The organism is Spongiibacter sp. (genome assembly GCF_041602295.1).
GTDB lineage: Bacteria > Pseudomonadota > Gammaproteobacteria > Pseudomonadales > Spongiibacteraceae > Spongiibacter.
Genome location: NZ_JBFIGO010000004.1, coordinates 1 through 14374 on the forward strand (window position 1 = coordinate 1; position 14374 = coordinate 14374).

The 14374-nt window shown below is 58.6% G+C and carries 14 protein-coding genes; 3 read left to right on the forward strand and 11 right to left on the reverse strand.

The window, feature by feature from the left end; translation table 11 throughout:
* The coding region (locus ABYM29_RS01280) for an SRPBCC family protein (protein ID WP_372861116.1) at positions 1-824 on the forward strand (824 nt) is incomplete at its 5' end.
* A complete protein-coding gene (locus tag ABYM29_RS01285) occupies positions 821-1360 on the forward strand; it encodes an aromatic-ring-hydroxylating dioxygenase subunit beta (RefSeq protein ID WP_372861119.1) in 540 nt (179 codons plus the stop codon). The genes ABYM29_RS01280 and ABYM29_RS01285, both read left to right, overlap by 4 nt.
* Positions 1361-1432: 72 nt before the next feature.
* On the opposite strand, the gene ABYM29_RS01290 is transcribed toward ABYM29_RS01285, so the two are convergent.
* Positions 1433-2812: a cytochrome P450 gene (locus tag ABYM29_RS01290; RefSeq protein WP_372861121.1), complete on the reverse strand. Its 1380-nt coding sequence runs from the start codon at positions 2810-2812 to the stop codon at positions 1433-1435.
* 110 nt (positions 2813-2922) lie between these two features.
* Between ABYM29_RS01290 and ABYM29_RS01295 the strand changes: the two genes are divergently transcribed.
* Positions 2923-3303 carry a nuclear transport factor 2 family protein gene (locus tag ABYM29_RS01295; protein WP_372861123.1) on the forward strand — a complete coding sequence of 127 codons (381 nt, stop codon included), beginning with the start codon at positions 2923-2925 and terminating at the stop codon, positions 3301-3303.
* 59 nt (positions 3304-3362) lie between these two features.
* Here the strand turns inward: ABYM29_RS01295 and ABYM29_RS01300 are convergent, their stop codons facing one another.
* From ABYM29_RS01300 to ABYM29_RS01345, 10 genes are all read right to left on the reverse strand, one after another.
* Entirely contained in the window at positions 3363-4358 is a 996-nt protein-coding gene (locus ABYM29_RS01300; protein ID WP_372861125.1) for a HupE/UreJ family protein, read from the reverse strand.
* On the reverse strand, positions 4355-5368 hold the full coding sequence (locus tag ABYM29_RS01305; RefSeq protein WP_372861127.1) for a hypothetical protein: 1014 nt from the start codon (positions 5366-5368) through the stop codon (positions 4355-4357). Before ABYM29_RS01305 ends, ABYM29_RS01300 begins: the two co-directional genes overlap by 4 nt.
* A 299-nt stretch (positions 5369-5667) precedes the next feature.
* A complete protein-coding gene (locus tag ABYM29_RS01310; RefSeq protein ID WP_372861130.1) occupies positions 5668-6435 on the reverse strand; it encodes an enoyl-CoA hydratase-related protein in 768 nt (255 codons plus the stop codon).
* An 18-nt stretch (positions 6436-6453) separates the two neighbouring features.
* On the reverse strand, positions 6454-7125 hold the full coding sequence (locus ABYM29_RS01315; RefSeq protein WP_372861132.1) for a nitroreductase: 672 nt from the start codon (positions 7123-7125) through the stop codon (positions 6454-6456).
* 2 nt (positions 7126-7127) lie between these two features.
* Positions 7128-8279 carry a CaiB/BaiF CoA transferase family protein gene (locus ABYM29_RS01320; protein ID WP_372861134.1) on the reverse strand — a complete coding sequence of 384 codons (1152 nt, stop codon included), beginning with the start codon at positions 8277-8279 and terminating at the stop codon, positions 7128-7130.
* 106 nt (positions 8280-8385) lie between these two features.
* The gene (locus ABYM29_RS01325) at positions 8386-9207 is read right to left on the reverse strand and encodes a crotonase/enoyl-CoA hydratase family protein (RefSeq protein WP_372861136.1); all 822 of its coding nucleotides are present in this window, start codon (positions 9205-9207) and stop codon (positions 8386-8388) included.
* A 105-nt stretch (positions 9208-9312) separates the two neighbouring features.
* A complete protein-coding gene (locus ABYM29_RS01330) occupies positions 9313-10944 on the reverse strand; it encodes an acyl-CoA synthetase (protein ID WP_372861139.1) in 1632 nt (543 codons plus the stop codon).
* A 191-nt stretch (positions 10945-11135) separates the two neighbouring features.
* Entirely contained in the window at positions 11136-12299 is a 1164-nt protein-coding gene (locus tag ABYM29_RS01335) for a thiolase domain-containing protein (RefSeq protein ID WP_372861142.1), read from the reverse strand.
* Positions 12299-13357: a thiolase domain-containing protein gene (locus ABYM29_RS01340; protein ID WP_372861145.1), complete on the reverse strand. Its 1059-nt coding sequence runs from the start codon at positions 13355-13357 to the stop codon at positions 12299-12301. The genes ABYM29_RS01335 and ABYM29_RS01340 overlap by 1 nt, the downstream gene beginning before the upstream one ends.
* A gap of 1 nt (position 13358) precedes the next feature.
* Positions 13359-14336, reverse strand: a complete 978-nt coding sequence (locus ABYM29_RS01345; protein WP_372861147.1) for a Zn-ribbon domain-containing OB-fold protein — start codon at positions 14334-14336, stop codon at positions 13359-13361.
* Positions 14337-14374 lie beyond the last annotated feature (38 nt).

Below are 14374 nucleotides of genomic sequence, written 5' to 3' on the forward strand. Positions count from 1 at the left end.
AACCTGAGAGACGCGCCATGGCTCCCCCCTTCGACATCCCGAACCGGATTCTCGTCGCCATCGGCGGCAACGCCACGCATCCGGAGGACATCGAGGGCACCTCGAAGGAGCAGAAGGAGATCGCCGCCAGCACGGCCCGGGCGCTGCTGCCGCTGGCGCTCCTCGACAACGAGCTGGTGGTCACCCACGGCAACGGCCCCGTCGTCGGCAAGATCCTGATGCGCCATGTCCCCCGCCCCGGCCATGGCGCCGCAGTGCGACTGATGCCCGAAGACAGCGACGACAGCGCCCGCGCCTGGGGACTGGAAGGTATTGCCGCGCTGAGCGGCAACGCCGAATACCGCGAATACCTGCTGGAACGCCAAGCCATGGCCGAAGAGTGCATCGGCAAGGTCGGCGCGCGCATCAAGGGCCTGACCTACGGTGTCTACCCCAATTTGTCACTGCTGTGGTCAAACTCGACCCTGCGGGTCAGCCACCCCCGTGGCCCCGGTGAAATCGACTACTGGTCGTGGTGGCTGCTGCCCAAAGATGCGCCCGAAGGGATACGCAAATTGCTGCGCAGCAACTTTACCCTGATGTTTGGCCCCGGCGGTCTGCTCGAACAGGAAGATGGCGAAGCCTGGAGCCAGCAGTACAACGGCGTCAATATCAGCTATATGGACGACAGCCCGCTGCACTATGGGTTGGGCCAGGGCAGCGAAGGTCCCCACCCCGAGTTGCCGGGTCAAATCGGCTCCTGCTACAGCGAGCACTACGCGCGGGCGTTCTACCAGCGCTGGCGACAAGATATCGAAAACGGTCTACGGAGGGCGGGCGCATGAACGCCGAATTCCACTTTAAACTTCAGCAGTTTTACTACCGCGAAGCGCGCATGCTCGACGAGCGCCGCTATCAGGACTGGACGGCCCTACTCAGCGAACAGGTGCAATACCTTATGCCCTCACGATATGTCGCCCAACGCGACAGCGCATTGCGCGGCCAACAGGCCTTTCTCGATGAGCAGTGTGAATTGCAATCGCAGAACAGCGACTGCCTGCCGCTGCGCGATGAAAACTGGCTAATTCTCAAGCTGCGTGCCGACCGCGCCTGTCACCAACACTCCTGGGCGGACAACCCGCCGGCGCGGACCCGCCGACACATCAGCAATATTGAATGGCTGGAAAGCTGCGACGGCCAGCACCAGATACTGAGTAACTTCCTGCTGTACTTCAGTCGTTACGAGCGCGACAACACGCTGTACAGCGGTCAGCGCCGGGATATCTTGCAGGAAAGCGGCGACGGATTTGTGATTGTGCGCCGCGAAGTCCGACTGGACTGGAACTGTATCACCGGACCAACCGTGGGCTTTTTTTTCTGAGGGGGCGGGCTCCAGCCCGCCCCCCACCCTGCACACATTCACGCGCCACAAATCGCAGCGCGCAACCGCGGTCTAGTGACGCGCATCAAAGCGCACTGGCAAACACTGCAGCGTGTGTGCAAACATCGACGCCATAAACGGCGCCGGCCCGGCAATGCGCAGATTATCCGTGCGCAGCAAAAACTCCCTGAGCACAATGCGAATTTCCGTGCGTGCCAACTCGCGACCGATACAGGCGTGAATGCCGTGACCAAAGGTCAGGTGCTTCTTGCCATTGGGGCGATCGAGGCGCACCTTGTCTGGCTCGTCAAACACCCGCTCGTCGCGATTGCCCGACGCCCACATCAAAAAAATGCGGCTATCGGCAGGCAACTTCACACCCGCCAGCTCGGTATCGCACTTGGTCCAGCGGAAATGCCCCTGGAATGCCGCCTCCAGACGAAACACCTCTTCGATAAAGGCCGGCAACTTGCCGTCGATATCGGCGCGCACTTCCTCCTGTATCTGCGGATTTTCAATCAACAGCTTCAGCGCATTGCCCATACTGGTGGCCGAGGAGTCGCTGCCCGCCAACAACAGCTGCAGAATGCCGGAGACGGCCGTTTGCTCATCCATGGCACCGTCGGCAACGCCGCGGACAAAAATCGCACTGAGATCCTCCCGCGGCTCGCGCTTGGCACGCAAGAATTGTCGCCAGCAGTAGCGGAAAAACGCCATCATTTCCGATCGGCTGTACGCCAACTCTGCGGGACTGGAAATGCCGCTCTGCGTGGCAATACCGTGCACACACCAGTCTTTGATTTTTTCGTAGTCGGCTTCGGGAAAGCCCAGCATGCGGATAATTAGCCGCATCGGCAAACGCCAGGCGAACTCGCTCATGAATTCCACTTCGCCGGCAGCGATAAATTCATCCATCATTTCCCGGCACAGCACTTCAACCTCGTCTTCCATCGCCTTCACCACCCGCGAGTTCAGGCCACGGTGCGCAACCTTGCGCTCATTAGTGTGTTTGGGCTGATCAGACAAGGCCAGCACATCTCCAGGTACGATGCCCAGGCGCGCCAGGCCCGCCAGTTTTTCGCCAGCGCGGGCAACACTGCTACCCTTGCGCAATCCGGCGATAACCCCCTGGTGAGTAGAGGAGTAAGTTTCCGTATCGCGGCTGACCGTTACGATATCTTCAAAGCGCGACACACAGTAAATGCCATTGGCCAACTGGTAGACCGGATACTCGTCGCGCAGCATACGATAAAACGCATAGGGATCTTGGAAACAGGCATTCTCAAGGGGGCGGAAGTCCTCGGGAGTACGCGGATTGTCGGGAATAGCCGTCTCAGCCGGCGCAGCGACTTCGCCATCACGAGCCGCTCGACGGCGCGCCGACAGTCGCAGCAATTGTTGAATACTGTAGGACAAGACCACACGGCGGCCGTGAAATAGAACATCGCGCATAGCAAAACTCTCAAGCTATCAGTGAGCTTGCCAATGTACCGGCACATGATTACACTGTAAACCATTATTGAAACATCGTAATCCTTTTGTGGTAGAGCGGAGCTCCGACAATGACCAACACCCCCTCAAATGACGCACTCATACGCAACTTCCTCTGTGCCTGGAATGCCCGCCAAGTCGACGACATCATGGCGTTCTTCCACGACGATGCGCACTACTGCAATGTGCCAATGGGGCCTGCACATATCGGCAAAAGGGCAATCCGGGAGTTTATTGAAGGCTTTATCAGCGGTGCGGAAAACATCGACTTTCAGCTGCGCAAGCAAGTCTGCGCGGGCGACGTGGTGATGAATGAACGACTGGATATACTGGAATTTTCCGGCAAACGCATTGAACTGCCGGTAATGGGCGTATTTGAAATGAGAGACGGCCTGATCAGTCACTGGCGCGACTACTTCGACATGGCCGCTTTTGCACCGCTGATGGCCTGAGCAGTCGGCGACCCAGCCCCCGCAACAAGCCCGCGGGGGCGATAACGACGAGGCCCTGTCTACAGCACCATCTCAGACAACAGCGTCGCGCCGCGGTCCAGGCACCAGAACACCGACACCGAGCCCATGCTGTATACCGCCGCCCAACGCAGCCCCTGCGCCGCGCTGGCGCGCCGTGCAGCGGCGAACAGCAGCAGGGCCAATACCGCCACAAAGGCCAGCTGCCCGAGCTCGATGCCGATATTGAACGCCAACACCGCCTCCACCAGACGCCCGCTGGGCAGCCCCAATTCGGCAAGCACTCCGGCAAAACCCAGACCGTGAATCAAACCGAACACCGCGGCCATCGGCCACTGCTGACGCCCCAACCAACCCGCACGATCAGCTCGCGGGCGACTGAGCTCCACAGCCAGTAGCAAGATAGTTGCGGCGATCGCCAATTCGACCAGCGCCGCCCAGTGCGGAATCCATTGCAGGCTGACCAGCAACAGGGTAACGCTGTGCCCAACGGTAAACGCCGTTACCGTTTTTAACAGCTGTCGCCAGCTGCCCGCCAACAGCAGTAAGCCGGTGACAAACAACAGGTGATCCAGGCCAATTAAGATATGCTTAAAACCCAGGGACAGATACTGTGGCCACAGCGATGCACCCACCCCGGACTCCGGCACGGTATAACTCGCCGACTCGGGCCGCAGCAGTTGTTCGTGCAGCCGGCCATCGCCTCCCTCTATGCGCAACAGCGCTGTGGTCTGACTGTCTAACAAGCCGTCAACGGCAAAAGTCAGGCCGGCAAGCCCCGCCGAACAGGTCATTGTCCAACGCCATTCCAGTGCCGTCCCCTGACTATTGACCACAGGCGAACCCGGCTCACAACCTTGTGGAAAGCGCGGCGTTGGCGGCTTGCGCGCGTCGGCCGGCGTGCGAAATAACGCGGCGTACTCGCCGCCCGCCAATTCGCGAATGTCCAACAGTGAAGGCGCCATTTTATGCGCCCAGGCCGGCGCCGCCAGCAAGGCCACACACAGTAAAATAAAACAGTGTCGAAGGCTTTTCACGGCGCGATTACCTCATATTTTTGACGCAATTCACTCACAAACTCGGCCAGCGCGCGCTCGCGCTCGGCGCGAAGATACTCGTCACGCAGGGTGGTCATGACCTCATCGACACTGCGGTAACGCGCCGCGCGGTAATCAATCATTTCCACCATGTGCAAACCATAGCTGGACACTAAAGGTCCCAACCAGGCGGCGGACATACCCTCTTCGTCCGCCTGAGCCTGCAGCTGCTCGACAAACCCGGGGCCAAAATTTTGCTCCACTCCCCTAGTCGACAGTAGCGGCAGACGGTGGCCGAGTAAAAATCGGTCGCCTAGGGCCATAGCCTGTTCAAACGAGTACTCACCACGGCGCAGGCCGCTGGCAATATGCGCGGCGCGCCCCTGCATCTCGGGCTTGTCGCGACTGATAAACACATGATTAAAACTGTACATCGCCCGCTGCCGCCAACGCTCTGGGCTCTGCGCATACAGTGCCTCCAGCTGGGCGCGGCGGGGCTCGGCAATGGGCTGAGAATGCCGGCCCAATTCCTCCATACGCTGAATTAAACGGCGGCGAATCACCTCGTCACCGCGATGTAAGTCCAATGCCAAGGCGGCCTTGAGCTGCTCCTTGGCGTCACCCTGCAAGCCGAGAAACTCAGCATTAAGCAGCAGGCGCTGATAGGCCACAGAATCGCTGAGGTGCAGCTTGCGGCGCAATGCCTCGGCAAACAGTAGCCGCTGGTCAATCTCCCGCTCGCGCAAGCCCGCGCGCTGCGCCGCCGTCGGCACCGCGCCCTGCAACTGCTGCAGTTGCTGGGCCGCCCGGTCGATAGTAGCCGCGTCGGGTTCAATAATACGGTAGCTTTCCCTAACCTCGCGCCACTGATCCACCGCAAACAACAGTAAGCCCAGCACTAAAAAGTGTAGCAGTGGTTTTTTAAAACGCTTAGGGCCCAGCTGAGGTGGTAGCGCCAAGCCCTGTTGAAACACGGCTTCGGCCTTAATTTTCTTCATTGCTTGATTCATTCATGTCCTTCAACGGTCAATATCCGCCACCGCCAAATTATCGATACCGGCTTGTTACTGCGCGAAACTATCCCAGTTAACTGGCTGCATTAAGGCACTGATCAATGGCGATCGCCAAGCGCTTGCCAGAATTGCCATGCATTTGCGCCCCCCGCTCACTACCGGGTTCTGCAGCGCGGCTGCTCATTGTATGGCCAAGAATTGTCGGCGCCAACGCCAGTGTTGGCCATCGGCTGTTTGCAGGAGGAAGCGATTAAGTGGCTGCGTCGACAGCCACTCGGGGGGGAGGGTTAATGCCGCTATTTTCGAAATTGAGAAAAGTCCGGCGCGCGCTTCTCCAGGATAGCCATCACCGCCTCGATATTTTCAGGCTTACCGGCAAGTTTGGCCATGCCCGCTTGCTCGGCATCAATGGCAGCGTGGATCGCTTTGCGATGCACCTCACGCATCAAGCGTTTGGTTTCAACCAGTGAACTCACCGGCCACTGGGCGATTTCCCGCGCTTTCGCCAAGGCCTTGCCAAGCAGCTCTTCATCGCTAAACGCTGCCGTGGCGATGCCGAGGTCTACCGCGCGCTCAGCATTGAGCCACTCCGAGCTGTACATCAGCTCCGCCGCCTTGCGGGCGCCGATCACGGCCTGCAGCTGGTAGCTGCTGCCCCACTCTGGCACTAATCCCAAGGCAGTGAAGGGAAAACGCAAACGCAGCGACTCGCCCACGTAAACAACATCGGTATGCAGCAACAGCGTCGCACCGCCACCCACTGCCACGCCCTTGGCGGCGCTGACGACCGGCTTATTGAAATCGACCAAACGCCGCGCGCAGCGCTCGAAGGGGTGCTCCTCCCCGGAGTCTGAAAAATCATTCAGGTCCACACCGCTGGAAAAATCGCTACCCGCTCCCGTGACGACCACGCAGGCCACCGCAGGGTTGGCCTCGGCGGCGACCAAGGCTTCACCAAATGCCAACCACTGCTCGTTGCTAAAGGCATTTTTCTTCTCAGGGCGGTTTAGCGTCAGCAGCAATACCCCCTGCTCGTCCAGCTGTTGAAGTACGGTATTGCTCATACTTTTTTCTCAATAAAGTTACGCGTAAAACCGCACACACTCGCCCGCTTCGGCGCGCTCGGTGCGGCACTGATTAACACTGGCCTCGGTATCTTCGCGGCCGAAAGAAATACCAAACAACAGTTTGTTATCGGCCTCTATGCCCAGTACTTCACGCACCAGGTCGGCGTTAAAGCTCAATGCCGTCTGCGGGCAACTGGCCAAACCCTCGGCCGCCAGCGCCAACATCAGCGTTTGCGCGTACATGCCGCAGTCCGCGGCTTCGCGCAGACCAAAGGGCTCGGGCAGGAAAATAAACGCGACATGGGGCGCGCCAAAAAACTCGAAATTGCGCATAAACTGGGCGTTGCGACCCGCTTTGTCGTCGCGGCTTATCCCCATCGCCGAGTAGAGGTCAGCAGCGGCCTTGTGCTGGCGCTCTTTGTACACCCCCTCATACTGACCGTCATAGGGAAAATCCATCGACCACTGGCCCGCAGCAAAGGCTTCGGGAATGCCCTTGCGCAGCGTTTCAAGCGGCTCGCCACTGGCCACTGCACACAGCCAGGGCTGGGTATTACAGTTCGACGGCGCCGCCTGTGCCTGACTGAAAATGCGCTGCAACTGCGCCTCGGCCACTGGCTCTGGGCGAAAGGCGCGCACCGAACGACGCCGCTGTAGCACTTGATAAAAGGCCTCAGTTTGTTCCATTCTTAGGCTCCTCCCGAGGCCTCACCCACCGCCGCGCTGGCGATCAACTCCGCCGCTTGCGCGTCGCTGTAACCCAACTCGCGCAGGATCTCCCGACTCTGCGCGCCGCTTACCGCCGGCGAGCCCTGTATTTCACCGGGGGTGCGCGACAACCGTGGCGCGACAGCGCTCTGCATCACCCCATCGCGCTCCACTATATTGCCGCGCGCCGCATTGTGGGGGTGGTCAGCCGCCTCATCGAGGCTGACAACGGGCGCCACGCAGGCATCGCTGCCGTCGAAAATCTCGCACCACTGGGCCTGGGTTTTTTCCTTCACTCTGGCGGCAATCACTTCACGCTGACGCGGCCAATCCGCCTTGTTGAGCTGCACGCTGTAGTCAGTACCGCCAAAATCGACGCCGAGCTTGTCCAACAGCAAGGCGTAGAATTGCGGTTCGATAGAGCCAAAGGAGATATAGCGGCCGTCCTGACACTCATAGTTGCGGTAGAACGGCGCGCCGCCGTCGAGCATATTGTTATCGCGCTGGTCATCCCAAAAGCCGATACCCTTGAGACCGTGAATGGTGGTCATCAGCGATACCGCGCCATCGCAAATCGCCGCGTCAACCACCTGTCCCTTGCCGGACTGCCCGCGCTCATACAATGCGGCGAGCACACCCATAATCAAAAACAGCGAACCACCGCCGAGGTCACCGGCAACGTTCAACGGCACCGGCGGTGTGCGATCGGCGTCGCCAAAAGAGGCCAACATGCCGCTCAGGGCGATGTAGTTGATATCGTGGCCGGCGGTTTTGGCCAGCGGGCCCTGTTGCCCCCAGCCGGTCATCCGGCCGTAGATCAGGCCCTCGTTACTGTGCAGGCAGGCATCGGGCCCCAGTCCAAGCTTTTCCATCACCCCCGGACGAAAGCCTTCAACCAGAATATCGGCGCTGTCGATCAACTGCCTCGCCAAGGCCAAGCCCTGCTCGGATTTAAGGTCCAAGGCGATGGAGCGGCGACCGCGGGTGCTGACATCGCCGGGTTGACCCACAGCGCCACTGCGATCAATGCGAATCACTTCAGCGCCGAGGTCAGACAACAACATACAGGCATAGGGGCCGGGACCAATTCCCGCCATTTCGATAACACGTAGACCTTTCAGTGGGCCAGACATTAATAAACTCCTCTTAACGGCGTTTAACCAGGTAAACACCGGTACACATTTATAGGGCGCTAGCGAGAGCGGGCCGACCAAGCACTCTGCGGCAGCTGCTCAAGCGCTATTCGCCGGTAAATTGGGCTGGGCGCTTTTCCTTGAAAGCGCGCATTCCCTCCTTGGCATCCTTGGAGGCAAACACCGGGCCGGCCAGTTCATCGGATTTCAGCATGGCTTCGTCCTCGGCCAAGTGCTCGGTGTGCTCACGCAGCGAGCGGGTCACCGCCTTTACCGCCAAGGGGCCATTGGCACAAATTTTTGCGGCAATTTTCTTGGCTTCATTCAGGGTTTCACCCTTGGGCACAATGCGATTGATCAAGCCAAAATCCAGCGCCTGCTGAGCGCTGACATGCTCGCCCAACAACAGAATTTCCGCCGCGATGCAGTACGGAATTTGCTTGCGCAGGCGCACCGTCGAGCCCGACATGGGATACAGGCCTCGCGCCACTTCAGTCACACCAAAAATGGCATCTTCCGCTGCCACACGAATATCGGTGCCCTGCAAAATCTCAGTGCCCCCAGCAAGCGCATAGCCCTCCACCGCCAAAATAAGCGGCTTGCAGGGGCGGTTGTCACGCAGCAGCGCCTGCCAGTGAATATTCGGCACCGTCGCCATCAATTCCATAAACTCTTCAGTGCTGCGCTGCTGGCCATCGGCACCCGCCTTCAAGTCCATGCCGGCACAAAAGGTGTCGCCATTGGCGGTCAGAATCGCACAGCGCAGATCGTCATCCTCATCCAACAGTCGCCACGCCTTATACAAGCCCAGTAACATTTCAGGGCTGAAGGCGTTCTTTGCTTCGGGACGATTGAGGGTAACAAGCAGCACGTGGCCGTCTTTTTCGACGATGCAGTTATTGGTACTGATAGGCAGTTCTGTGGACATGTTTGGCTCCGTTCACTATTCGTTGTTATAGGTTGTTTCGAAAAGCGGCGGCCATTGGCATTTAAAAGGGGGGAATTAGGGCGGCAAGCCGCCCTAACCGGCGGCTCAGGAAGCCTGGCCCTCACCACTTAACGCAAAGGCTTTCGCCGTTTTGTAATCAGGTTTGCCGCTGGGCGCACGGGGGATTTCCGCAATGATATGCACCTCGCGCGGCACCTTGTAGCCGGCAATATGTTTGCGGCAGTGCTCCTGAACCTCGCCGAGATTCAATTGCACGCCATTGCGAGCCTGTATTACCGCACTCACGCGGTTACCCCAGCGCTCGTCGGGCACGCCGACAACCAGCGCATCGAATATGCCTTCGTGCGCTTTCAGCGCGTCTTCCACTTCTTCCGGGAAGATTTTCTCGCCGCCGCTGTTGATGCAGTTGGAGCCGCGGCCAAACACGGTGATCGAGCCGTCTTCTTCCAGCTTCGCAGCATCGCCAGTCAGCAACCAAGTCTTGCCGTCAACTTCGACGAAAGTTTTTGCCGTTTTCTCAGGGTCGTTGTAATAACCCATGGGAATATAGCCGGCGCGGGCAAAAATACCGGTTTCACCGGGCTCGACATGACGGTGGGGCTCACCCGGCTCGTCGGTGATCACATCCATAAAGTCGGTGCGACTGACATTGCCCAGGCCTGTGGTGTTTTTGCGGCTGCCGTTGTCCATACCCATTTGGCCACTCTCGGAAGAGCCGAAGGCATTGGTAATAAAGACATTGGGGAAGTGCTTTTTAAAGCCTTCCTGTTTGGCGTCAGAGAAGATCGCACCGCCAGAACCCACATTGAACACCGCCGACAAATCCCAGCGATCGGGGTTGGCATCCAGGGCGTCGAGCAGCGGAATCGCCATAGCGTCGCCGACAATCTGTACAGCGTTGACCTTTTCATCGGCAATGATCTGCCACACCTGTTCACCGTCGAATGAACGATTGTGATTGAGCACCAGCTTGTTGCCCGCCAGTAACTGAATACAGGCATACCACCACGAGGCGCCGTGCATCAGTGGCGCAAGTGCGATACCCACCAGAGGGTGCTCGCCGACGCGGTCACTAATATCTTCGGGTTTTTCACAGGGGCCCAGCGGGGAGAAGTGACCGCCACCGCCCATCGCGGCGAAAAAGACATTTTTATGCGGCCACATCACGCCCTTGGGCATGCCCGTGGTACCGCCAGTGTAGAGCACAAAATAATCATCTTCGGCGCGCTCGCCAAAGTCGCGCTCGGCGCTTTGATCTTTAGCCGCTTCGGCATAATCCACCGCGCCAATCACCGACAGCTCTTCGCCACTGCCATCATCGACAGAAACAAAGACCTTCAGCTTGTTGGCCGCAGCGCGTACTTCAGCGATATGGGGAATAAACTCGCGGTGGTGGATACAGGCCACCATATCGGCGTTGTCAAAGACGTACAACAGCTCCTCTTTAACATAGCGATAGTTGACATTAATCGGCACTGCGCGAATTTTGAAACAGGCCAGCATGGCCTCCAAATATTCGTTGCAGTTGTACATATACAGGCCGACATGGTCGCCGGCCTTAACGCCCTGACTGCTCAGGTAGTGGGCCATGCGATTGGCCCCAGCGTCCAGCTCGGCAAAGGTTGAGCGGCTACTACCGCAAACCAGCGCCTCGCGGCTAGGTACTTTATCGGCAACGGCTTCAAACAAGTCCGCAAGATTAAAATGCATGCTCATAGTGGGTCCCTGTTAGATTGGCGGCTAAGACGGGCCAGCGCCAATTTTGTTAAATTCTTATGTCTTGTATTGCGTCAATACTCGGGTAGGCAACCGCCAGTGCGGCGCATAGCCAAACACAGTAGCAAGGGTATTTGATAGCAGCCATCCTCCCAAGGGACGAGTTGGGCAGGATGGCTGATGACCATTTGTTAATGCTTGTCGCTACTGACCACCCACATGGAGTAGAACTGGGCACCGCCACCATAGGCGTGACCCAGTGCGGTTTTCGCGCCGTCAACCTGGTGGGCACCGGCCAAACCGCGCACCTGCTGGGCGGCTTCGGCAAAGCGAATCATACCCGAGGCACCAATCGGGTTGGATGACAGCACCCCCCCAGAGCAGTTCCAGGGGATATCGCCGCCCTCATCCAGCGAGGTCGCGCCACTCATGGTCAACTCCCAGCCCTTGCCCTCTTCGGCAAAACCGAGGTTTTCCAGCCACATGGGTTCGTACCAGGAAAACGGCACATAGACTTCGGCGCAGTCGAGGTCTTTGCGCGGATCACTGATGCCGGCCTGCTGGTAAACGTCTTTGGCGCAGTCGCGGCCGGCCTGAGGGTTAACCTGCTCGCGACCCGCATACATGGTCGGCTCAGAGCGCATCGCGGCGCCGCGAATCCACGCCGGCTTGCCGGGCGACTGCGCGGCCAGCTCTTCGTTGGCAATCACCATCGCGCAGGCACCGTCAGACGACGGGCAGGCCTCCAGGAAACGCAAGGGCTCCCACAGCATCGGGCTGTCTTCGACTTCCTTCATGGAAATCTCCGGCAGCTGCAAGTGAGCCAGCGGGTTTTTGGCGCCGTGCAAACGGTCTTTTACCGCTACTTTAATTCCCGCGTCATAGGGCGCATTGGAGCGGCGCATATACTCGCGAATAATCGGCGCGAAATAGCCGCCGGCACCGGCGTTAAGGTGGGGTGAAAAGGGCTGCGGATTCGACAGTGCCCACATTGCATTGGATTCTGACTGTTTCTCAAAAGATACGGTCAAAATGCGCTTAAACACGCCACTTTGCACATAAGAGGCCGCCACAATTGCCGTCGACCCACCGACCGAGCCGGCGGTGTGAACGCGCAGCATCGGCTTGCCATTACAGCCCAGGGCATCGGTCAGATAGAGCTCGGGCATAATCACGCCCTCGAACATATCCGGCGCCTTGCCAAGGATTACCGCATCGATGTCATCCCAGCCCAAACCGGCATCATTCAGGGCGTTTTGTGCGGCTTCGCGCACCAGGCCGGCGATCGACACATCGCCGCGTTTAGTTTTGTATTTGGTCTGACCGACGCCGACCACAGCAGCTAATTGAGCCATTATTGGGCCTCCAGTACAGTTACCAAGTTTTGTTGCAGGCACGGACCCGAGGTCGCGTGCGCGACGCCGCGCTTGCCGTCGCCATTGATCAGGCGCATTGCCACTTCGCCGATACGCGACAGGCCCGAGGCCATCATCACGTTGCCCGCGAGCACGCCGCCAGACGGATTCACCTCGGTGTCGTCAGACAGGTTGAGCGCGCGGCGCAGAATAATTTCTTGATGGCTGAAAGGGGCATACAGCTCGGCGATATCCACCGGGCCCTGGGCAACACCGGCCGCCTCGGCCGCCTGCTTGGTCGAAATCGACTGGGTAAGATCCCGTGAGCCAATGTGGTGGGTCTCGATGCGGTGGTCGATACCTTTAATCACCGCATAGGGCTTACCCCACTCCTTGGCCTTCTCAACCGTACAAATCACCATCGCGCAGGCGCCGTCGGAAATCGGGCAGCAGTCGTGACGACGCAGCGGCGATTCGTACTCGGGCTCGGCCAACAGGGCGTCAACGCTGACATCGCCCTTGAGTTGGGCGTGGGGGTTATTCTGGGCGTTGCGGCGAGAGCGCGCCACCACCTCGGCCATCTCGGCCTCGGTGATCAGGCCCTGATCCAGCATCATCCGCGCCTGCATGGCGGCAAAGGCGATGGTATCGACCCACAGCGGCGCCAGGTAATAAGGATCCAGCTGCTGAGACAGCACGATGGGCAACTCGCCCGGCGAGGACTTGCCAAAGCCATAAATCAACGCCGACTCCGCCTGACCGCCCTGAATTTTCAGCCAGGACTCGTACAATGCCCAGGCCGCATCCATCTCCACATGCGACTCTTTAATGGGCGGCACCGCGCCCAAGGCGTCGACACCAGCAACAAAGGCAAATGCCGCACCCTGTTGATAGTCACAGCTACCTGAGCAGGTAAAATCCACATCTTGGGCACTGGTAATTCCGGCCTGCTTAAACACTTCCTGCAGCACCGGCATAATCAGCTCAACTTCGTTTTTAGCGCCGGCGTCGCGCACACAGTCAGACTGAGCAAAGGCTACAATAGCTACATCGCGCATCTTAACGGCCCCCTTTTTTCAATTTGCCAATTTCTTCCACCGCAACATCGGGCTCGTCGATGGGCTTGAAGTACTGAATATTTTCCATGGCGTAACCCCATTCTTCTTCGGGTCTCCACACTGCTTCCACCCGCATGCCGATACGCACATCTTCATTCTTGCACTCGCTAAGCAGGTGCAAGAAGCTCAAATTGGCGCCGTCGAGTACCAGGTTGGCAATCACGTAGGGCGGCTTAATGGGGTTGTTGGGAATGGGGATATAGACAATGGTAAATGACTCAACCGTCGCCTTATTGGTCAGCTCGACTTCATCGGTAGTAGCCACCCCACAGGCCGCGCAGCTGCCGCGCGGTGGAATATAGACATTTTCGCAAGACGGGCAGCGCTGACCGACCAGCTTGCCCTTCTTCAACTGCGCCAAGTAACGCGCGGTCGCTTCACCGGCCGTAAAGTTATAGGTAAGGTAACTGGGCGAGTCGATGCCGGTTACCGGCTCCTCGGCGTTGTTAGCTTGGTAGTCCTCCGACAACTCGGTTGCTTCAGGGACAAAGCCGTTGATATCGGAAATAAACCCCTGAGTCTGAGCCGCCCAGCGCACTTTGACACGCATTCCCGTCGACATCTGCTCGGCATCGCCAGCGTCCACCCAGTGCAGCATCGGTGTATCGGCGCCGTCGAGCTGAATCAGCGCCCAGGCAAAGGGCTTATCCGAGGGATGGGCCTTGCGCGGCTCACTAACCCAAGTCCAGGTTTTCACCACGCCGCTGTCGGCAACATCAACGAATTCGCTCAGTGCTTCGGCGCTAACCGGATCAAACTCCACCGGCGGCATCAGCACCTTGCCGTCGCTGGCCTTGATACCGACCATTTTGCGGTCGCGTAAAGCAGTGAGAAACTTCCCTACAATAGGGCCGGTAGAACGGGTATAGGTATACCCTAGAGTAAAGGCCTGACTTAAAATTTCAGCCGATGAAGACATTTCGTCTCTCCTTGGTAATATGCCCTGCTCCGCAACCT